Here is a 21,620-nt window from a genome sequence, read left to right on the forward strand (position 1 = left end):
AAGGATGGACTGAGGCTAAGTGTTCGAAATATGGAAGAGGGATTCTAGATAAATAAGAATCCCTCTATTATTACCCCTCATCACTCAATCGTTTACCACCAACAGCGTAATGATTCTTCGGCATTTCCTCAATAAACACAACAACCTTTTCGCGAGTTGCACCAGTAGTTTCGACAACAGCATCGGTTACTTTTTCGACTAAATTTTTCTTTTGTTCCTCGTTGCGACCTTCTAGCATTTTAACCGTAACGTATGGCATGTGGATAACCTCCTCGTTTGTTTTTAGCATATGTAACATATAGTATTAATATGGGTGAATTGGACAACAATGTCAATTAGGCAATTCGTGCAAAATGCAAGGCTTTGATGGTTTGTGATAAAATAGGTAGCAACTTACAATTGTTTGCTAGAAGGAGGGTATCTCATGAGTGGGGAAGAACAAAAAAAGACAAAGCAATTTACGATAATGAAAGACGATCCGATTGATGGCCATCCTGGTTATAGTGGCGGTGGATCATTCAGTTTAGAAAATATGTCACCAGTAATCGTGGATCCAAATGAAGAAACTGCCTTTGTAGATATGGGGGCAATGCATGCACGTAGTAAAGTGGAAAAGCGAATAAAATTTATTACCGATCGTAGCGTTGTAGAAGAAAATGGCCTGCACTATTGGATTGCATGGGTAACCGTCGAGCGTAATGAAAATGGACCGTTTTATCATGGGGTAACTGCGAGTGAAATTATTGTGGATCGCTCCATTAAGCGGGGGTATAAAATTCTTGCGGAGCATGTGAATCATATGGACAAATCGTTAAAAGGTAGAGTTGTTGTGGAGCATATGGATAACAAGTCCAAGAAAATACTTGGTGAATTTTTACGAGATTATAAACCGGAAATTTGGGAAAATACAAGAGATGAGTTGAAGGAAGCTTTTGAGCTATAATCTTGTCGTTATTGAAGTGGAATGGGATAAGTAGTATTTTTGCTTATTTATATAAAAGTTTTAAATTTTGAATTAATTGTGAACATTTTATGTACACCTTGTGCTTTATGACTTTACTTTGTAAAATAAGATGACATGGGTAACATGTGTTTACTAGGACAGAAAAAGAGGTTGCTGTTATTTGGTGCTTAAACACCATTTACGGCAACCTCTTTTTCCTTATTGTGAAATAGCGATTTCGACAAATTTCGGGGGGTGACAGGCACCTAAAAACCCCACCCCATTCGACAAATTTCGGGAAGTGACAGGCACCTAAAACACAGGTGCCCTAAAAAATCCAATCCCATACTGAGCTTCCGTCTTTTTCGCGTTCTTCTGGTTTTTCGCTTGGTACGTGTAGGGTGCAATAGGTGGTTGGTTCTGTTCCCTTAATGAAATACGTTAGTCTTCGGTCCGGGCAGCCGATATCGGCAATATCACCGGTGTGAGGGTCCATATAGACTGCTGTCACTCCTTTTGGCTTATGGAATTTTACAGCAGGTAAATCCTCATGCACCCCTTCCATATAGTGAGCCCAAATATCTCTTGCATAACGATGCTCTTTAACGGCTGTCATTTTTTTGTTTTGATCATAGCCTGTCCAAACAGCTGTTACGACTTGCGGACTGAATCCGATCATCCAGCTGTCCGTGTTCGTGGAGCCGGTTTTCCCAGCGTAGGTCCTTGTTAGCATATGATTGATAGATGCACCCGTTACGGTGCTGTAATCATTTAAAGATTCATCAAACATACCTGTCATTAAATGCGTTAGGACAAAAGATAGGTTTTCATCTAATCGTTGCTCTAGCTTTTGTTTTTTTCTTTCGTACAAGATAGTACCGTTCGAATCGGTAATTTTCGTCACGGTATGTGGTCGTACCTCTTTTCCGTTATTCGCGAGTACTGCATAGCCTTTTGTCATTTCCAAAACGGAAACAGACGCTGTTCCTAATGCTAAAGATGGAACTTCAGGTAAATAGCTCGATATTCCGAATTGCTTAGCCGTATCGACTAATACTTCTGGAGTAACAAAAAGGTTCGTCTTCACTGCATAAATATTGTCTGATAGAGCTAAAGCCTGTGCGAGTGTGATCGAATCATATGCATAATACCCATTATAATTAGACGGGGCATACACCTTCCCGCCATCTATTTCAAATTGTGTTGGACTGCTTTCTAAAGGAGTTGCTGGTGAGTATCCTTTTTCTAAAGCTGCATAATAGAGAAATGGTTTAAAGGTTGACCCTGCCATTCTTTTCGCCTGAGTTGCTCGGTTAAATGGGCTTTCTGTATAATCTCGTCCACCAATTAGAGCTTGTATTCCTCCTGTTTTGGGATCTAAACTAATGGCAGCAGCTTGTATGGACGACTCCTCTTCAATAGTGTCTTCTGTTACCTCCTCAAGCTCCATTTGCATGTCTTGCTTTAAGGTTGTATAAATTTTGTACCCGCCTGTTTCAATTTCGTCACGGCTTTTACCTAACAGCTTTTCTGCCTCCTGCAATACAACATCTTGGAAATAAGGGGCAATTTGGTTTCCTACTCTTTCTTCTTCCTGTGCAATGACGAGCTCCGATTGTAAGGCGTTATGGAAATCCTTTTCCGATATAATTCCTTCGTTCTTCATGACGTGCAGTATAAGCTCTTGTCGTGCTTTCGCATGCTCTGGATGATTAATAGGAGAATAATAGGTTGGTCCTTTTGGGATACCCGTTAGTAATGCAGCCTCCGCTAACGTTAACTCATTAGCATGTTTATTAAAATAGTACCGACTAGCAGCTTCAATACCATAGTTTCCATGACCGAAATAAATCGTATTTAAGTACCCTTCCAAAATGTCATTTTTGTCATAAAACATTTCCAAACGTAAGGCGTAAAGGGCTTCATTGATTTTTCGTTTCCACGTTTTTTCATGGGATAAGTAAAGGTTCCTCGCATATTGCTGTGTAATCGTGCTTGCTCCTTCTGCCTTCTTCATAGCAAGCACATTTTTGCTTGCTGCCGCTACTATTCTGGGAATATCAAATCCAAAATGATTGTAAAAGGATTGATCTTCTGTTGCTAGGAACGCTTTTTTTACATGTGGGGAGATTTCGTCTAATCGAACCCAATAACGGTTTTGGCTACCGTGTTTTACCCCAATGACTTTTTCATCTTCTGAAAAAAGAACGGTATTTTGATCACTTGTTAATGGTGGGGGACCTTGTAAATAAACATAAAAGAGTACACTTATGGCTAATATAAGAAAAGTGCAAAAGGAAATAACCAAACTATATACAATATGTTTTTTCTTTATTTTTGCAAAGAATGAGAAACACTCAACGCTTGACATGCAACATCACCTTTCATGGAGTTCAACAAAAGAAGTCGAATCAATGTTAACAGTATGGAAATCGTCCGGTTGTTTTAAACCTTTTCACATTCAAAATGTAGAATTTTTGTAGAAACAAAAAAATACTTAACTTTTATGTCATAATTCTCTATAATTTGTATGTTTGATAGAAAATTGTTCATTTCATGGTTAAAAATACCAAAGGATAAATGCCTGAGGATTATGGATATAGAAAGGATGATCATTGTGGGTGGATTATGGTTTACAGAAAAGCAAACAGAGAACTTTGGAATCACAGCGAAAATCAAGCAAACATTACACACAGAGCAAACAGAGTTTCAAAAATTAGATATGTATGAAACAGAAGAATGGGGTAATATGCTTGTACTAGATGGAATGGTGATGACCACGATTAAAGATGAATTTGTATATCATGAAATGGTAGCCCATGTACCGTTATTTACCCATCCGAATCCGAAGCAGGTGCTTGTTGTTGGAGGAGGAGATGGCGGTGTTATTCGTGAAGTATTGAAGCATCCTTCCGTGGAAAAGGCAACATTAGTTGAAATCGATGGCAAGGTAATCGAGTATTCGAAAAAATATATACCAGAAATAGCTGGAGCGTTAGATGATGCCCGTGTGGAAGTGAAAGTCGATGATGGATTTATGCACATTGCGCAAAGTGAGCAGGCGTATGATGTGATCATGGTAGATTCCACCGAACCAGTTGGACCGGCAGTGAACTTGTTTTCAAAGGGATTTTATGCGGGAATCTCCAAAGCATTAAAGCCGGATGGCATTTTCATCGCCCAAACCGATAATCCATGGTTCAAGGCAGATTTAATCAAGCAAGTGTACGCAGATGTAAAAGAAATTTTTCCAATTACGAGGCTTTATACAGCGAATATACCTACGTATCCGAGTGGATTATGGACGTTTACGTTAGGCAGTAAAATTTACGATCCACTACAAGTAAAAGAAGAACGATTCCATGAAATAGATACGAAATATTATACAAAAGAGCTACATCAGGCTGCTTTTGTTTTACCGAAGTTTGTAAAGGATTTAACAGAGTAGAGGTGGGAAAACATGCGTTTTGACGAAGGATATTCAGGAAAAGTATTTATTATGAGTCGTCCTACCTTTGAGGATGCAGACGTTATTTTATATGGTATGCCAATGGATTGGACGGTTAGCTTCCGTCCAGGTTCTCGGTTTGGCCCGAACCGAATTCGGGAAGCTTCTTTAGGACTAGAAGAATATAGTCCGTATATGGATAAGCATTTAGAAGAAGTGAACTATTTTGATGCCGGGGATATTCCCCTTCCATTTGGTAACCCTCAACGTAGCTTAGATATGATTCAAGATTACGTAAAGAAAATTTTAGACCTAGGTAAGTTTCCTCTAGGAATGGGCGGGGAACACCTCGTTACAGTTCCGATTATAAAGGCTGTTTACGAGAAGTACCCAAATATGGCACTTATTCATATTGATGCACATGCAGACTTACGAGAGGAATATGAAGGGGAGGAGCTGTCCCATTCTACTCCAGTTCGAAAAGCATGTGATTTAATTGGTCCGAATAATGTATATTCCTTTGGGATTCGGTCTGGAATGCGCGAGGAGTTTCAATTTGCTAAAGAATCTGGTATGCATATGAGCAAATTTGAAGTCGCAGAGCCGTTAAAGGAAGTTTTACCTACGTTAGCAGGTCGTCCAGTGTATGTTACGATTGATATTGACGTGTTAGACCCAGCGTATGCTCCTGGTACAGGTACAGCGGAGGCAGGGGGAATCTCGTCTAAGGAATTACTCCAAGCGATTCAATATATTGCTCAGTCGGATGTAACTGTCATTGGTGCTGATTTAGTAGAGGTGGCACCAGTTTATGACCCAACTGAGAAAACGCCGATTGCAGCAAGTAAATTTATTCGGGAAATGCTATTAGGGTGGGTCAAATAGGTATAGCATGAATAAATTTCGTGCAGGAATAGTATGAATACGTTTAAAAATTGTATAATAATGAATAAAATCCAGCAGTGAACATGTTTACTGCTGGAATTTTCACTTTATTAAAGGATCGGAGAGAAAAATCTTGGCTACAAAACCGACTAATGTTAAAGTAACATTAAAAACAATTATCTCAGACCCAGAGGAACGGGAGCAAATCGATGTTGTAGCAAATGGGAAATTTTATAGTAATGAAGATACATATGTTTTACTTTTTAACGAAACAGTAGAAGATGGAAATAGTGTTCGGAATATGGTGACCATTGGGAGCGAGAAAGTAGCGATTAAACGTAGTGGTCATGTGAAAATGAATCAAATTTTCAAGAAAGACCAGATTACCGAAAGTACCTATTACCACCCATTCGGTACGATGCGGATGGAAACGAACACACAAGAAATTGCATTTGAAGAAGTGGAAGGTAAAACAAAGGGAAAACTAACGATAACCTATATGTTGCGGTTAAATGAGCAAGATCCGACGAAGCATGATTTGGTGCTCACGTATGAAAGGAAGGGAAATTCGTGAATATAGTTGAAGTCACAGAACAAAAGTTAAAGGCAGAGATTGTTCAAGCGGTTGTAAAGGCGAATTTGGCAGCGGAGGAAGACATACCTGAAGTCGTGTTAGAGGTGCCAAAGGATAAGGCGCACGGGGATTATGCAACGAACATGGCGATGCAATTAGCTCGAATCGCGAAAAAAGCGCCTCGCCAAATTGCGGAAGAGCTTATCCAGCAATTTGACCAAACGAAAGCATCGATTAAGAAAATAGATATTGCTGGACCGGGCTTTATCAACTTTTATTTAGATTCCTCTTATTTAACAGATTTGATTCCGACGATTTTACAGGAGCAAGAGGAGTATGGAAAGTCCAATGCTGGGAATGGGGAGAAGGTTCAAATCGAATTTGTATCGGCCAATCCGACCGGAACCCTTCATTTAGGCCATGCGCGTGGTGCGGTATTTGGTGACTCCTTAGCAAATATTATGGAAAAAGCAGGCTATGAGGTCGAGCGAGAATATTATATCAATGATGCAGGAAATCAAATGAACAACCTAGCAAAATCCGTAGAAGCTCGCTATCTCCAAGCATTAGGTGAGGATGCAGAGATGCCAGAGGATGGCTACCAAGGGAAAGATATTGTGGCACTTGGTGAAAAAATGGCTGCGGAATATAAAGACAAATGGGCGAATGCATCTGATGAAGATCGGGTTGCTTTTTGTAGACAGTACGGCTTAGACTTTCTGTTGGATCGTATTAAGAAGGATTTGGAAACGTACCGAGTATCCTTTGATAACTGGTTCTCGGAAACATCTCTTTATACAGATGGGAAAGTAGAAGAAGCTGTTCAAGCATTAAAGGAAAAAGGCTTCTTATATGAAAAAGACGGTGCTCTTTGGTTCCGTACTACCGATTTTAAAGATGATAAGGACCGGGTATTAGTGAAGCAAGATGGGTCCTATACGTACTTGACTCCAGACATTGCCTATCATAAGACGAAGTTTGATCGAGGATTTAATACGTTAATTAACGTGTGGGGCGCTGATCACCACGGGTATATTCCACGTATGAAGGCTGCAATGGAGGCGCTTGGCTTTGATCCGAAGCAGCTAGAAGTGTCGATTATTCAAATGGTAAACCTCATTCAAAATGGGGAAATTGTTAAAATGAGCAAGCGTACTGGTAAAGCAGTAACGATGATTGAGTTAATGGAGGAAGTTGGCCTAGATGCGGTTCGCTATTTCTTCATTATGCGTTCAAACGATTCCCACTTAGACTTTGATATGGATTTGGCAACATCCCAGTCGAATGAAAATCCAGTGTATTATGTGCAATATGCCCATGCTCGTATTTGTAGCATGCTGCGTCAAGCAGCGGAAAAAGGCTTGAAGCCAGAAGCAAAAGTTGACTTAACGCAAATTCAATCTGAAAAAGAAGTTGATTTGCTGAAGAAATTAGGTGAATTCCCGAGTGCAGTAGGGGAAGCGGCGGTGAAACGTACGCCACACCGTGTCACGCAATTTGTTTTTGAATTAGCATCTGCGTTACACAGCTTTTACAATGCAGAAAAGGTGCTAGACTTTAACGAAATGGAACGGACAAAAGCACGTTTAGCACTTATTGAAGCAGTTCGGATTACGATTGCGAATGCATTGAGATTAATAGGGGTTCATGCTCCGGAAAAAATGTAATAGTAAAAAAACCTCCCGTAAATGGGGAGGTTTTTTTGGTGGATTCGGCATGTTGACGTGAGTATTCGGTAAGATATGGGTGGAATTCATTAGGTTGGTGTGAGAAATCGACAAGATGTGGGTGGAATTCGGCAAGATGCAGAGCGAAATCGACAAGATATGGGTGGAATTCATTAGGTTGGTGTGAGAAATCGACAAGATGAGTGCGTAATTCAACAAGATGTTGGGAGAAATCGACAAGATGAGTGCGTAATTCAATAAGATGTGAGCGAAAACGGCAAGATAAGCGCGTAATTCAATAAGGTGCAGAGCGAAAACGGCAAGATGAGCGTGAAATTCAATAAGATGCTCAGAGAAATCAGCAAGATGAGCTCGTAATTCAGCAAGATACTGAGCGAAATCAACAAGATGAGCGTAGAATTCCACAAGATGCTGAGTGAAATCAACAAGATGAGCGTAGAATTCTACCTTTATTCCATAAAACACCTATAGAAACGGTCGTAATACACGTGCGATTCCCATTTTCATTTTTGTCCACCAGTTTAATTGGTTATACCATTGTTCATTTACATCAATACTCTCTTGGAAATCTTTTAAATAAGCAGTGCGTACTTCTTCAATAAACGATTTGTCATAGAGGATAATATTGATTTCCTTATTCCAATAAAAGCTCCGATAGTCAAAATTTGCTGTACCAATATCACATATTTTATGGTCTAATAAAAACAGCTTCCCGTGATAAAACCCTTGATCAAATAGCTTTACCTCTGCTCCGTATTCTTTCATTTTAAAGAGAAAAGGAATGCCACCTTCTTTCACGAAAGGATGATCGGCCTTCATCGGAACCAATAATTTAACGCTCACACCTCTTTCGATTGCTCTATGTAATGCGTGTAGCAAGGATTTGGTTGGAATGAAATATGGAGAACCAATTAAAATTTCCTTTTCCGCAGAATTAATAAACTGTATAAATATTTCTTCAAGGCCAAACCCATCTGTAGCTATGGATTGTACTTCTTTGCTTTTAGGAGAGAGATCTGCATGATAAACCGTTATTTTATCTTTCGCGCGCTCCCAATCCTTTTGAAAAAGGGCTTGGATATCCTGTGTAATCTGCCCTGTCAATCGCAAATGATAATCTCGCCAGTTGCTAAACTTCACCTTTTTCCCTAAATATTCATCACCAATGTTAAAGCCACCAACATATGCAATTTTCCCATCCATTACCGTGATTTTTCGATGATTTCGTCGATTTAATCGATAAAAAAGATAAGGAAATCCTGGTTTTTCACTAAATGCGAAGTGAATGCCGGCTTTTTTTAATATCGAGCGCTTTTTATACGTAAAACGAAACCCGCCTACACGATCCAGCAAGATGCGGACGATTATACCTTCTCTTGCCTTTTCTTGTAAGAGGTCCAGTAGTTTGTTGCTAAAATCATCATTTTTAATGATAAAAAACTCAACAAGAATTTCGTGCTTTGCATTTTTTATATCCTGCATCATATCATTGAACAATGTACTACCAAGTTGATAGAACTGATAATCCCCTGTCGTTATTGGATAGATCGTATTGTCCATATGTTTCTCATGATGGCGTCTACCGAAATAAAAATCTAAATAAAGAAAAAAGGAAAGAATTCCAACAACAATAGGAATAGCCAAGATGATGAAGATCCAGATCAAGTTGATTGCTCCTTTCTCGCCCTATTATTCACCGAATGCTAGGGGAGTAAACATAAGTAAGTTGTATCCTTCTTTTAAAATAGCAGAGTAAGGAAAAATTTGCTTGTCGTAAGCATTTTGAGTAAGAACAACAGAAATCTTATATCATCCTTCTTTAGTAGTTAAATAGAAATAAAATGAAGAAAACTATTGACTGAATGCTCATTCATATTTTAAAGTATGGTTATATACAATTAGTTAACAGAATTTTTTAAACATATGTTTTAGCTAAATGTAGCCAGGCTATTTTGAGGTTACAACAAGACTTAGCAAATGAAATGGGGGGCAAAGGATGGAGACATTAGCCATAATAAACTGGATTTTATTTTTACTTGTAACCGTTTACGCTTTGACGCTGTTCCTAAAAGTCATCTTCACAAGGGTAGCCTATATAAAGTTAGGTCGCAAAGCAGAATTTGATGGAGATGTTAAAGATGGCTTGAAGAAAGTATGGGTCAATGTTTTCGGTCAGAAAAAGCTGTTAAAGGATAAAAAGTCAGGTGCCATACACGTCATGATGTTTTATGGATTTATCCTAGTTCAGTTTGGTGCAATCGATTTTATTTGGAAGGGATTAGCAACGGATTCCCATTTGCCACTTGGAGTCTTTTATCCTGGTTTTACCTTCTTCCAAGAAATTGTTACATTAACTATTTTAGTTGCCGTAATATGGGCCTTTTATCGTCGCTATATTGAAAAGCTTGTGCGATTAAAGCGTGGATTTAAAGCTGGTCTTGTCCTAATCTTTATCGGCACGCTAATGCTTTCGGTATTACTTGGTAATGGTATGGCAATTATCTGGCATGGGCATGAAGCGACATGGACAGAGCCTGTTGCATCCGGTATTGCCGCGTTATTTGGTTGGATGAGCCCAACAGCAGCTGCAGTAGTGTTCTTTGTTGCTTGGTGGATTCACTTACTCGCATTACTATCCTTCTTAGTTTATGTACCACAGTCCAAGCATGCGCACTTAATTGCAGCACCAATTAATGTTTTTTTAAGCAGAAACGTTAGCCCAGGTAAATTGAAGAAAATTGATTTTAATGTAGATGAGGAAGCAGAGGAAGAAGAGGTTTCCTTCGGTGTTGGGAAAATAGAGGACTTTGACCAATTACAAATGATTGATTTTTACGCTTGTGTAGAATGTGGACGTTGTACGAATGTCTGCCCTGCAACAGGCACAGGTAAAATGTTATCGCCGATGGATTTAATTGTGAAACTACGGGATCATTTAACCGCTAAAGGGGCAGCAGTTACAGGTAAAGCGCCATGGGTTCCAACCTATGCCTTTGCCAATACGGCGGGGAACCAATTAGCGAAAATGGCGCAAAGTGGTCAAACTGGTTTTGATGAAGCGGCAGCAAGTATAGAAGCAATTCAATCCACTAGCCTTATTGGTGATGTGATTACAGAAGAAGAGGTTTGGGCTTGTACGACTTGTCGTAACTGTGAAGACCAATGTCCTGTAATGAATGAGCACGTTGATAAAATCATTGATCTTCGTCGCTACTTAGTTCTAACAGAAGGGAAAATGAACCAGGATGCGCAGCGTGCGATTATGAACATTGAGCGTCAAGGAAACCCTTGGGGGCTTTCTAAGAAAGAGCGTGAAAACTGGCGTGGGCTTAATGAGTCTGTTCACGTTCCTACTGTGAAGGAGCTTAAGAAGGAAGGAGAAGATTTCGAGTATCTTTTCTGGGTAGGATCTATGGGCTCTTATGATAACCGCAGTCAAAAGATTGCTTTAGACTTTGCTCGTTTATTAAACAAAGCTGGTGTGAAGTTTGCAATCCTTGGTAATAAAGAACGGAACTCTGGGGATACTGCCCGTCGTCTTGGTAATGAGTTTTTATTCCAAGAGCTAGCAGAGAAAAACATTAAAGAATTTGAGAAAAACGAAGTAAAGAAAATCGTAACGACAGATCCACATGCATATAATATTTTCAAAAATGAATATCCTGACTTTGGTCTGGAGGCAGAAGTTTACCATCATACGGAGCTATTGGCACAGCTTGTAGAAGAAGGAAAACTAACACCAGAGCATGAAGTTAAGGAACGTATTACGTACCACGATTCCTGCTACCTTGGCCGTTACAATGGGGTTTATGACCAGCCGAGGGATGTACTGAAGTCCATTCCGGGGGTAACCGTTGTCGAGATGGAGCGTAGTCGAGAAAATGGAATGTGCTGTGGTGCTGGTGGCGGCCTAATGTGGTCGGAGGAGACAACTGGAAACCGCATTAATGTATCCCGTACCGAGCAAGCTTTAGCGGTTAACCCAACGATGATCTCAAGTGCATGTCCATTCTGTTTGACAATGCTTAGTGATGGAACAAAGGCAAAAGAAGTAGAAGACGAAGTAAGTACAATGGATGTAGCAGAAATTTTAGCAAAATCAATTTTTGGCGAAGAAAAAGAGGAACAAACAGCGTAAATGTAGAAATATGGAAAAGTGCAAAGAATATCTTTGCGCTTTCCTTTCATTTTTTTGTTGAGCGAGCGTTCAATCGAATTGTAATAGACGCTTGCAGACCATCCTAGACCGACAGTATACGACAAAATTTGTAAGCGTTATCAAAAAGAAATATTAGGGAGGAAGTTACATGGTAAAAACAGTTGTTGTTTCTGGTTCACGTACACCCTTTGGAAAATTAGGTGGAGCACTAAGCTCTTTAACCGCACCGGAGCTTGGAGGAATTGCGATTAAAGGTACAATGGAAAGAGCTCAATTTGATCCAGAAAAAGTAGACGAAGTAATTATGGGGACGGTGCTACAAGGAGGACAGGGTCAGATTCCTTCACGCCAAGCTGCGCATCATGCTGGAATTCCTTGGGCAACGAAAACGGAAACGATTAACAAAGTATGTGCATCTGGACTTCGTAGTGTTACATTAGCGGATCAAATTATCCGCTTAGGCGAAGAGGAGGTCATTGTTGCTGGTGGGATGGAAAGCATGAGCAATGCTCCATACGTTTTGCCAACTGCTCGTGCTGGGATGCGCATGGGGCATCAAAAGGTATTGGATTTAATGATTCATGACGGCCTAACTTGTAGCTTTAATGGAGTGCATATGGGGAACTACGGCAACAAAACAGCGGAAGAGTATGGATTAACGCGCGAGGCACAGGATGAATGGGCTTATCGTAGTCATCAATTAGCTACAAAGGCAATAGAGGAAGGAATCTTTGCAGAAGAAATCATTCCAGTGGAAATCCCACAGCGTAAGGGTGAGCCGATTGTGGTAAATCAGGATGAGGCGCCAAGGAAGGATACATCTGTAGAAAAATTAAGCAAGCTGCGACCTGCATTTGATAAAGATGGAACGATAACAGCAGGAAATGCACCAGGTGTGAATGATGGGGCTTGTGCCATGCTATTAATGTCTGATGAGCGGGCACAGAAGGAAGGATTAACTCCACTTGCAACCATTTTAGCCCATGACGAAATCGCGATTGAACCTGAAAATTTCCCGCAAACTCCGGGCTTAGTAATCAATGCCTTATTAGAAAAAGCAGGGAAATCCATAGAAGACATTGATTTATTTGAAATTAACGAAGCCTTCGCAGCTGTAACACTTGCGAGCGGAAAAATTGCAAATGTTGATCCAAATAAGATCAATGTGAACGGTGGGGCTGTTGCGCTAGGGCATCCAATTGGGGCAAGTGGGGCTCGTATTCTATTAACCTTAATCTATGAATTAAAGCGTCGTGGTGGCGGACTTGGAATTGCCGCTATTTGCTCTGGTGGTGGCCAGGGGGATGCGGTGCTAGTAGAGGTTTGATTAGGGAGCCAGGGGACAGTTCTTGTGGTTCGGTCCTCGTATATTAGACGAGTAAAATAGTAATTTAGGCGAATAAAAGTGCTAAATGAAAGAGTGAGCAAAATTGCGATTGTTTTGTGACGAGTATTTTATTGGAATGACGAATATATTTATCCATTTAGACGAGTATTTTGGTTCACGTGACGAGTAAATTTCGGACTGACGAGTAAAGAGCTTGTTTAGACGAGTAAAAGCACCCTTAAAAGAGTAATAACACTGTTTAAGCGAGTATTAGCATTTTAGCCGAATAAAACGCTGAAACAGAAGAGTATAAAATGCTCCTTGACGAGTAAGGCTCTCCTATCGACGAGTAAAAGCACTCGATTATCTAAATGCCTAAAAATTCATTAATCAACAGCAAAGTCTTACTTCACCGCACCATACTATAAACAGCCTAAAGGAGGTCCACGAATGAATATAAAGAATGTTATGGTAATCGGCGCAGGACAAATGGGCTCAGGAATTGCTCAAGTATTTGCCCAAAGCCAATTCCATGTATTATTGAACGATATATCTGAAGAATCGCTGCAAAATGGAATACACATCATTGAAAAAAACCTCAATCGCTCTGTACAAAAGGGACGTATCACCGAACAAGAGAAAACGGGCACCATGAACAGACTCACCACTACAACATCAATCGAAGATGCAAAAGACTGTGATCTCGTAATTGAAGCAGTTATTGAAAATATGGACATTAAAACGAAAGTGTTCAAACAACTGGATGACATTACAAAGCCAGAAGCAATCCTTGCATCCAATACTTCTTCATTACCTATTACGGAAATCGCTGCAGTGACAAAGCGCCCAGAAAAAGTAATTGGAATGCATTTTATGAATCCAGTTCCAGTCATGAAGCTCGTCGAAATTATTCGAGGATTGGCGACAAGCGATGAAACCTATCAAGCAATCAAGGATACAACAAAGAGATTACAAAAAACACCGGTTGAGGTAAATGATTTTCCTGGTTTTGTATCCAATCGAGTATTGATGCCAATGATAAACGAGGCCATTTATTCCGTTTATGAGGGAGTGGCAACACCTGAAGCGGTAGATGAGGTCATGAAGCTAGGCATGAACCATCCAATGGGACCACTGACGTTAGCCGATTTTATTGGTCTTGATACGTGCTTATACATTATGGAAGTCCTATATGAAGGCTTTGGCGATAGCAAATACCGTCCATGCCCACTATTAAGAAAGTATGTAAAAGCCGGCTGGTTAGGGAAAAAGGCAGGGCGAGGATTTTACGTCTACGAATAGAGACATGAATATATAGCCTGTTCATGTCCCATACAGAATGGAGGTGACTTCATGAAGCTGACTTTTACAGAAGAACAGATCATGATGCAAAAAATGGTACGAGAATTTGCGGAAAAGGAAATCGCCCCAGTTGTCTCCCAAATGGAGGAGAAGGAGGAATTTCCAATCGAGCTTATTCCTAAAATGGGAGAGCTTGGTTTAATGGGAATACCAATCCCGGAGGCATATGGTGGAGCAGGAATGGATTTCACTTCCTATATTCTTGCCATTAATGAAATTGCCAGGGTAAGTGCTGCAGTAAGTGTCATTCTGGCGGTTCATACTTCGGTAGGGACAAATCCCATTTTATATTTTGGAACAGAGGCACAAAAACAAGCCTACATTCCGAAGCTTGCTTCTGGACAGTATATTGGTGCCTTTGCATTAACAGAACCAAGTGCTGGCTCGGATGCAGCTAGCTTAAAAACAAGAGCAGTAAAGCAAGGGGACCATTACATTTTAAATGGGTCGAAAATATTTATTACCAATGGTGCAGTTGCGGATACGTTTGTGGTGTTTGCAAAAACCGATCCCACGAAAAAGGATAAAGGTATATCCGCTTTTATTGTGGAAAAAGGGACAGAAGGACTCCACATTGGAAAAAATGAAGCAAAAATGGGATTGCACGGTTCCTCTACCGTATCGTTAACATTTGAAAACTGCAAAGTACACGAGTCACAGCTTCTTGGTGAAGAGGGAGAGGGATTCAAGATTGCGATGGCCAATCTCGATGTAGGTCGAATTGGTATTGCTGCACAGGCATTAGGAATCGGTGAAGCTGCACTCCTTCATGCCACGGAATATGCAAAAGAGCGCCAACAGTTCGGAAAACCGATTGCACATCATCAAGGCGTATCCTTTAAGCTTGCCGATATGGCAACAGAGGTCGAAGCAGCAAAGCTATTAATCTATCATGCTGCACATTTAAAAGAGTTAGATCTTCCTTGTGGGAAAGAGGCAGCCATGGCGAAAATGTTTGCATCCAAAACTGCAAGGAAGGCGGCAATAGAGGCAGTGCAAATTCATGGGGGGTATGGCTATACAAAGGAATATCCCCTTGAACGCCTATTCCGTGATGCCAAGATTACCGAAATATACGAAGGAACAAATGAAATTCAGCATCTTGTCATAAGCAAACATCTATTTTAATAAGGGGGAAAAGAACATGAACTTTCAACTAACAGAAGAACAAGAAATGTTAAGAGCAATGGTTCGAAGCTTTGCGAAAAAAGAGGTAGAGCCAACTGCTGCCGAGCGTGATGAAGAGGAGCGTTTTGACCGTGAGATATTCGACAAAATGGCAGAGCTAGGTTTAACCGGAATACCATGGCCTGAAGAGTATGGTGGCATTGGGGCAGACTTTGTGAGCTACTGTATTGCGGTGGAAGAGCTATCCCGAGTTTGTGCATCAACTGGTGTAACCCTCTCTGCGCATATTTCGTTAGCAAGCTGGCCTATTTACAAATTCGGAACGGAAGAACAGAAGCAAAAATTTCTCAAGCCCCTTGCCCAAGGAGAAAAACTAGGTGCATATGCATTGTCCGAACCAGGTGCTGGTAGTGACGTTGCTTCCATGCGAACAACAGCAAAGGAAGACGGTGATCATTATATTTTAAATGGAAATAAGGTTTGGATTACAAACGGAGGAGTTGCGGACACTTACGTTGTGTTTGCCAAAACAGATCAAGACGCACGCCATAAAGGAATTACTGCCTTTATTGTAGAAAAAGGAACGGAAGGATTTAGCTTCGGTAAAAAGGAAAAGAAATTAGGAATTCGCTCCTCTCCAACAACAGAGCTAATCTTTGAAAATTGTAAAGTACCGAAAGAAAATAGACTAGGAGCAGAAGGAGAAGGCTTTACCATTGCCATGATGACCTTAGATGGTGGTCGTAATGGAATTGCTGCTCAAGCAGTTGGAATTGCACAAGGGGCCCTTGATGCGGCTGTTGCATACGCAAAAGAAAGGGAGCAGTTTGGAAAGCCCATTGCGCATAATCAAGGAATATCCTTTAAATTAGCAGATATGGCTACAGAAGTAGAGGCATCTCGACTATTAACCTATCAAGCTGCTTATTTAGAATCAGAAGGTCTACCATATGCAAAAGCATCGGCAATGGCAAAATTGTTTGCTGGAGATACGGCGATGAAAACTACAGTAGAAGCAGTTCAAGTCTTCGGTGGATATGGCTATACGAAGGATTATCCAGTAGAACGATATATGCGTGATGCCAAGATTACCCAAATCTACGAAGGAACGCAGGAAGTACAACGTATCGTAATTGGTCGAATGCTTACGAAAGAATAGAAGGGGCGGTTTACATGCACACACTTGCTGAACGGATTCAAAATAAAGATGAGCGAGCGCTTGCTCGAGCCATTTCGGTTGTGGAAAACGACAGCCCAGATAAATTAGAGCTTCTAAGTGATATCGCTTCGATGAACCAGAAAGCCTATTATATCGGAATTACGGGTAGTCCTGGAGCGGGCAAAAGCTCACTCGTGGACCGAATGATTCGTCATTTGCGAAATCAAAATTTAACCGTTGCGGTAATTGCAGTTGACCCAACGAGTCCGTTCAGTGGTGGTGCGTTATTAGGGGATCGGTTTCGCATGCATAGTCATTTTACCGACCCCGGTGTATTTATTCGGAGTATGGCAACAAGAGGAAGTCTAGGTGGGCTAGCACGCTCTACAAAAGATGCGATTCGAGTGTGCGATGCATTTGGTTTCGATGTGGTGATCGTCGAAACAGTTGGTGTAGGTCAATCTGAACTAGACATTATGAAAGTAGTAGATACAACCGCTGTTGTGTTAACACCGAACAGTGGGGATGTCCTCCAAATATTTAAAGCAGGCATTATGGAAATTGCCGACCTCTTTGTTATTAATAAAGCAGATTTAGACGGTGTTCGAAAGCTGAAAACCCAGCTTAGGGAATTTCTTCACATTGTCGATTCAAAAAGCTGGAAGCCTCCCATTGTGGAAACCATCTCCACGGAAAATAAAGGAATCGATCAACTGTGGGAAAAATGTGTGGCACACAAACACTTTTTATATGAGACCGATTATGGCAAGCAAAAACGTAATGAACAGCTCACCTTCGAGGTTTTTGAACTGATCCGTGAAGCGTTGTGGAAGGAAGTCCATACATTTATTACACAGGATGAAACGAAAAGAGTAGCCCTTGAACATATAACAGACCCGTATCAGTTAGCAAGGGAGTGGCTAGCAGATTGGAAAAAGGGAAGGGGTGAGCCGGAATCGTGAAAAATGTAAAATCCTCTATTAAAGATCAACAGCTCATTGAAATTAGACGAAATCAGATGGTAAAAGGAGCGGTAACCCTATTTAAAGAAAAAGGGTTTCATCGTACGACGACTCGGGAAATTGCCCGGGCATCTGGTTTTAGTATTGGAACCCTCTATGAATATATTCGAACGAAGGAAGACGTCCTTTTTCTAGTATGTGACTCGATTTACGAGCAAGTAAAAGAGCGGATGGAAACCGTTTTTCAAACAAAACGGGAAGGAATTGCCAAAGTGAAGGAAGCCATCCACTCCTATTTTCACCTCATTGATGACATGCAGGATGAAATTGTCGTTATGTATCAAGAAGTGAAATCATTACCGAAGGACGCACAAGACTATGTTTTGCAAAAGGAAAGAGAAATGGTGCACATGCTAGAAATGGTGATTGACAATAGCCTGTCTAACGAAGTACCAAAGAAGGATGTGACACTGATCGCCAATAATATTTTTGTGTTAGGCCAAATGTGGAGTTTTCGAAGATGGATGCTCCAGAAAGAATTTACGATTGAAGAGTATAGCGAGAAGCAAATTCAATATTTGCTTCAGTCATTACATCTATAACTTAGAAGGGAAGGGAGTAACATGGGAGAAGTACAAATATATAGACCGAAAAACCCAGTTCGCTTTGTAACGGCCTCCAGCTTGTTCGATGGTCATGATGCATCGATTAATATTATGCGTCGCATCATTCAAGCAAGTGGTGCAGAGGTGATTCACTTAGGTCACAATCGTTCAGTTGAAGAGGTTGTAAATGCAGCTATCCAGGAAGATGTGCAAGGAATTGCCATATCCTCCTATCAAGGTGGCCATGTAGAATATTTTAAATATATGGTGGATTTGTTAAAGGAAAGAGGAGCAGGTCATATCCGGGTATATGGCGGTGGTGGTGGAGTTATTATTCCACGAGAGATTAAAGAGCTTCACCAATACGGAGTTGCCCGAATTTTTTCGCCAGAGGACGGTCGACAGCATGGTCTCCAAGGTATGATCAACCAAATGCTTGAAGAATGTGACTTCTTGACCCCTATTGATTTGGAAAAGGATTACGAGCAATTGCGACAAGGGGATATCAAAGCAGTTGCTAGATTTATCACCTATGTCGAGAATGCTCATTTTTATCGGGAAAAGACGGCTGCAACCATTTTGGAGCAGGTAGTAGAAGAAGGAAAGAAAAACATTCCTGTCATGGGTATTACCGGAACAGGTGGTGCAGGAAAAAGCTCGTTAACCGATGAGCTTATTCGTCGTTTCTTAAATGAAGTGGAAGATAAAAGGATTGCGATATTATCCATTGATCCGACGAAACGAAAAACAGGCGGAGCATTACTCGGGGATCGCATTCGGATGAATGCTATTTTTAATAATCGTGTATATATGCGCTCCCTAGCAACCCGTGATTCCCACTCAGAATTGTCAAAAGCAATTAAAGAAGCAATTGATGTAGTAAAGGCAGCAGAATTTGATTTTATCATTGTCGAAACGAGTGGAATTGGTCAAGGCGATGCGGCGATTACGGATATAACAGACATGTCCATGTATGTGATGACAAGTGAATTCGGAGCACCAACCCAGCTAGAAAAAATTGATATGATCGATTTTGCTGACTTTATTGTTATTAATAAGTTTGAGCAAAAGGGTTCTGAAGATGCGATGCGTCAGGTGAAGAAGCAATATCAACGGAGCCATATGCGCTTCCATGAAGACCCAAACAATATGCCTGTATATGGAACGATTGCAAGTCAATTTAATGACCCTGGTACAAACACTTTATTTGCTGCAATTATTGATAAATTGAACGAAGCGTATGGATGGAACGTGACAACGACCTTCAAGAAAACATCTATAGTAGAAAAGCAAAATTTGATTATTCCAAACGAACGGAAACAGTATTTGCGAGATATTGTTCGAATGGTAACAGGTTATCATACTAAGGCAGAGGAGCAAGGTGAAATCGCAAGAAAGCTATACCAATTAAAAGGAACGCTTTCGGAAGTGGAAGCGGAAGACCTTCGAGCTGAATTGGAAAAGGTGATCGCTTCCTATGAGAAGAAGCTTACACCAGAGAATCGGGAAAAACTAGAAAACTGGGATAAATTAAAGGAACAATACAACCAGGATCAGTTTACATTCCAAGTGCGGAATAAAGAAATTACGATGGAGTTGAAAACGGAAAGCTTATCCGGATTAAAAATTCCAAAGGTAGCGTTACCGAATTACCGGGATTGGGGCGATCGTCTCGTTTGGATACTAAAAGAAAATGTCCCGGGCGCTTTTCCATTTACAGCAGGGGTATTTCCGTTTAAGCGAAAGGGAGAAGACCCGACCCGTCAATTTGCTGGTGAAGGTACTCCAGAGCGTACAAACCGACGCTTCCATTACTTGTCGAAGGATTCGGAGGCGAAGCGATTAAGTACCGCCTTTGATTCGGTGACACTTTACGGGGAAGACCCAGATGAGCGACCAGACATTTATGGAAAGGTTGGAGAAAGTGGTGTAAATGTTTGTACGTTGGATGATATGAAGAAATTGTATGCCGGATTTGATTTGTGTGACCCTTTAACATCGGTTTCCATGACAATCAATGGACCAGCACCAATCATTCTAGCCATGTATTTTAACACAGCGATTGATCAACAGGTGGAAAAGTTCACCAAGCAGCATGGTCGTTCTCCAGCAGAGGAGGAATTCAGACAACTTAAAAAGGAAACATTAGAGGTTGTTCGAGGAACGGTTCAGGCCGATATTTTAAAAGAGGACCAAGGGCAAAATACGTGTATTTTCTCAACAGAATTTGCGCTGCGTATGATGGGCGACATTCAGCAATATTTTATCGACCATAACGTGCGAAACTATTATTCCGTTTCCATTTCTGGTTATCATATTGCGGAAGCTGGAGCTAATCCAATTTCTCAGCTAGCCTTTACATTAGCAAATGGTTTTACGTATGTAGAATATTATTTAAGTAGAGGAATGGACATCAACAAATTTGCTCCAAACCTATCCTTCTTCTTCTCAAACGGACTGGACCCGGAATATACAGTGATTGGCCGGGTGGCACGGCGAATTTGGGCGATTGTCATGCGCGATAAATATGGAGCGGATGAGCGTAGTCAAAAATTGAAATATCATATTCAAACCTCTGGCCGTTCTCTCCATGCGCAAGAGATTGATTTCAATGATATTCGTACCACTTTACAAGCGCTGATCGCGATTCAAGATAACTGTAATTCTCTGCATACCAACGCATATGATGAGGCCATTACCACTCCGACTGAGGAATCGGTACGTCGGGCAATGGCGATTCAAATGATTGTTAACAAAGAGTTCGGCCTAACGAAAAACGAAAACTCCCTACAAGGCTCATTTATTGTGGACGTGTTAACCGATATGGTAGAAGAGGCTGTTTTACAAGAGTTTGAGCGAATTAACGACCGTGGTGGTGTACTTGGTGCAATGGAGCGTCAATACCAACGTGGAAAAATTCAAGAGGAATCCCTCTATTACGAAGGGAAAAAGCACTCTGGGGAGCTTCCGATTGTTGGGGTGAACACGTATATTAATCCGAATCCACCATCAGAGGAAGAAATCGACTCAATGGAATTAGCACGAGCGTCGAAGGAAGAAAAAGACCAGCAAATCCTAAACCTTCGGGCATTCCAAGCGAAGCATAAGGCACAAGCGGAACCAGCATTACGTCGTCTAAAGGAAGTGGCAGCAAGTGGTGGCAACATTTTTGAGGAACTAATGGAAACGGTAAAAGTGGCAAGCCTCGGACAAATTACGAGTGCATTATATGAAGTTGGCGGACAATATCGTAGAAATATGTAGCGAAGTTTGACTTCTCTCTAGCATAAATGATACTTTTTTGTATATAATGTTTGATAGGCTAAAGAATCTAGAATTTGTTTATAATAACTAAGGATTTTAATCGTTTTCATAGTATG

At 40.8% G+C, this 21,620-nt stretch carries 16 protein-coding genes; 13 read left to right on the plus strand and 3 right to left on the minus strand.

The genetic code is table 11. The features are described 5' to 3' along the window. Window positions 1-70 precede the first annotated feature (70 nt). A complete protein-coding gene (locus C1A05_RS01435) occupies window positions 71-259 on the minus strand; it encodes a 2-hydroxymuconate tautomerase (RefSeq protein WP_102026388.1) in 189 nt (62 codons plus the stop codon). Between the two features lie 165 nt (window positions 260-424). Here C1A05_RS01435 and C1A05_RS01440 point away from each other — a divergent pair, with 165 nt between their 5' ends. Further along, on the plus strand, window positions 425-943 hold the full coding sequence (locus C1A05_RS01440; RefSeq protein WP_102026389.1) for a YwhD family protein: 519 nt from the start codon (window positions 425-427) through the stop codon (window positions 941-943). A 328-nt stretch (window positions 944-1,271) separates the two neighbouring features. Here the strand turns inward: C1A05_RS01440 and C1A05_RS01445 are convergent, their stop codons facing one another. Continuing rightward, window positions 1,272-3,314 carry a transglycosylase domain-containing protein gene (locus tag C1A05_RS01445; RefSeq protein WP_102026390.1) on the minus strand — a complete coding sequence of 681 codons (2,043 nt, stop codon included), beginning with the start codon at window positions 3,312-3,314 and terminating at the stop codon, window positions 1,272-1,274. Window positions 3,315-3,551: 237 nt separating this feature from the next. Here C1A05_RS01445 and speE point away from each other — a divergent pair, with 237 nt between their 5' ends. The 4 genes from speE to argS all read left to right on the plus strand — a co-directional run bounded on the left by speE (window position 3,552) and on the right by argS (window position 7,517). After that, on the plus strand, window positions 3,552-4,391 hold the full coding sequence (speE, locus tag C1A05_RS01450; protein ID WP_102026391.1) for a polyamine aminopropyltransferase: 840 nt from the start codon (window positions 3,552-3,554) through the stop codon (window positions 4,389-4,391). A 12-nt stretch (window positions 4,392-4,403) separates the two neighbouring features. Next, window positions 4,404-5,276, plus strand: coding sequence for an agmatinase (speB, locus tag C1A05_RS01455; RefSeq protein WP_102026392.1), 873 nt, complete (start codon window positions 4,404-4,406; stop codon window positions 5,274-5,276). Window positions 5,277-5,409: 133 nt separating this feature from the next. Further along, a complete protein-coding gene (locus C1A05_RS01460) occupies window positions 5,410-5,850 on the plus strand; it encodes a DUF1934 domain-containing protein (RefSeq protein ID WP_159461958.1) in 441 nt (146 codons plus the stop codon). Further along, complete coding sequence (argS, locus tag C1A05_RS01465; RefSeq protein WP_102026394.1) at window positions 5,847-7,517, plus strand: arginine--tRNA ligase; 1,671 nt, start codon at window positions 5,847-5,849, stop codon at window positions 7,515-7,517. The genes C1A05_RS01460 and argS overlap by 4 nt, the downstream gene beginning before the upstream one ends. Window positions 7,518-8,003: 486 nt before the next feature. Here argS and cls read toward each other — a convergent pair whose 3' ends face one another. Next, window positions 8,004-9,203 carry a cardiolipin synthase gene (cls, locus tag C1A05_RS01470; RefSeq protein ID WP_102026395.1) on the minus strand — a complete coding sequence of 400 codons (1,200 nt, stop codon included), beginning with the start codon at window positions 9,201-9,203 and terminating at the stop codon, window positions 8,004-8,006. A 331-nt stretch (window positions 9,204-9,534) separates the two neighbouring features. On the opposite strand from cls, the gene C1A05_RS01475 reads away from it, so the two are divergent. From C1A05_RS01475 to icmF, 8 genes are all read left to right on the plus strand, one after another. Continuing rightward, window positions 9,535-11,676: a heterodisulfide reductase-related iron-sulfur binding cluster gene (locus tag C1A05_RS01475; RefSeq protein WP_102026396.1), complete on the plus strand. Its 2,142-nt coding sequence runs from the start codon at window positions 9,535-9,537 to the stop codon at window positions 11,674-11,676. A gap of 169 nt (window positions 11,677-11,845) precedes the next feature. After that, window positions 11,846-13,024 carry an acetyl-CoA C-acetyltransferase gene (locus C1A05_RS01480; RefSeq protein WP_102026397.1) on the plus strand — a complete coding sequence of 393 codons (1,179 nt, stop codon included), beginning with the start codon at window positions 11,846-11,848 and terminating at the stop codon, window positions 13,022-13,024. A gap of 450 nt (window positions 13,025-13,474) precedes the next feature. Further along, entirely contained in the window at window positions 13,475-14,326 is an 852-nt protein-coding gene (locus C1A05_RS01485) for a 3-hydroxybutyryl-CoA dehydrogenase (RefSeq protein ID WP_102026398.1), read from the plus strand. 51 nt (window positions 14,327-14,377) lie between these two features. Further along, complete coding sequence (locus C1A05_RS01490; RefSeq protein ID WP_102026399.1) at window positions 14,378-15,514, plus strand: acyl-CoA dehydrogenase; 1,137 nt, start codon at window positions 14,378-14,380, stop codon at window positions 15,512-15,514. A 16-nt stretch (window positions 15,515-15,530) separates the two neighbouring features. Beyond that, window positions 15,531-16,673: an acyl-CoA dehydrogenase gene (locus C1A05_RS01495; RefSeq protein ID WP_102026400.1), complete on the plus strand. Its 1,143-nt coding sequence runs from the start codon at window positions 15,531-15,533 to the stop codon at window positions 16,671-16,673. Between the two features lie 14 nt (window positions 16,674-16,687). Beyond that, window positions 16,688-17,635 (plus strand): methylmalonyl Co-A mutase-associated GTPase MeaB, encoded by a 948-nt coding sequence (meaB, locus tag C1A05_RS01500; protein WP_102026401.1) that lies wholly within the window; start codon window positions 16,688-16,690, stop codon window positions 17,633-17,635. Next, window positions 17,629-18,237 carry a TetR/AcrR family transcriptional regulator gene (locus C1A05_RS01505; RefSeq protein WP_234998298.1) on the plus strand — a complete coding sequence of 203 codons (609 nt, stop codon included), beginning with the start codon at window positions 17,629-17,631 and terminating at the stop codon, window positions 18,235-18,237. Before meaB ends, C1A05_RS01505 begins: the two co-directional genes overlap by 7 nt. Before the next feature lie 21 nt (window positions 18,238-18,258). Next, window positions 18,259-21,504: a fused isobutyryl-CoA mutase/GTPase IcmF gene (gene icmF / locus C1A05_RS01510; RefSeq protein ID WP_102026402.1), complete on the plus strand. Its 3,246-nt coding sequence runs from the start codon at window positions 18,259-18,261 to the stop codon at window positions 21,502-21,504. The last annotated feature ends 116 nt before the right edge of the window (window positions 21,505-21,620 follow it).

Source organism: Salirhabdus sp. Marseille-P4669, assembly GCF_900240405.1.
Classification (GTDB): domain Bacteria; phylum Bacillota; class Bacilli; order Bacillales; family Alkalibacillaceae; genus OEQK01.

Coding starts and splice junctions, on each gene's coding strand:
- C1A05_RS01435 (WP_102026388.1), bottom strand. CDS start 259: ATGCCATACGTTACGGTTAAAATGCTAGAAGGTCGCAACGAGGAACAA.
- C1A05_RS01440 (WP_102026389.1), top strand. CDS start 425: ATGAGTGGGGAAGAACAAAAAAAGACAAAGCAATTTACGATAATGAAA.
- C1A05_RS01445 (WP_102026390.1), bottom strand. CDS start 3,314: ATGTCAAGCGTTGAGTGTTTCTCATTCTTTGCAAAAATAAAGAAAAAA.
- speE (WP_102026391.1), top strand. CDS start 3,552: ATGATCATTGTGGGTGGATTATGGTTTACAGAAAAGCAAACAGAGAAC.
- speB (WP_102026392.1), top strand. CDS start 4,404: ATGCGTTTTGACGAAGGATATTCAGGAAAAGTATTTATTATGAGTCGT.
- C1A05_RS01475 (WP_102026396.1), top strand. CDS start 9,535: ATGGAGACATTAGCCATAATAAACTGGATTTTATTTTTACTTGTAACC.
- C1A05_RS01480 (WP_102026397.1), top strand. CDS start 11,846: ATGGTAAAAACAGTTGTTGTTTCTGGTTCACGTACACCCTTTGGAAAA.
- C1A05_RS01485 (WP_102026398.1), top strand. CDS start 13,475: ATGAATATAAAGAATGTTATGGTAATCGGCGCAGGACAAATGGGCTCA.
- C1A05_RS01490 (WP_102026399.1), top strand. CDS start 14,378: ATGAAGCTGACTTTTACAGAAGAACAGATCATGATGCAAAAAATGGTA.
- C1A05_RS01495 (WP_102026400.1), top strand. CDS start 15,531: ATGAACTTTCAACTAACAGAAGAACAAGAAATGTTAAGAGCAATGGTT.
- meaB (WP_102026401.1), top strand. CDS start 16,688: ATGCACACACTTGCTGAACGGATTCAAAATAAAGATGAGCGAGCGCTT.
- icmF (WP_102026402.1), top strand. CDS start 18,259: ATGGGAGAAGTACAAATATATAGACCGAAAAACCCAGTTCGCTTTGTA.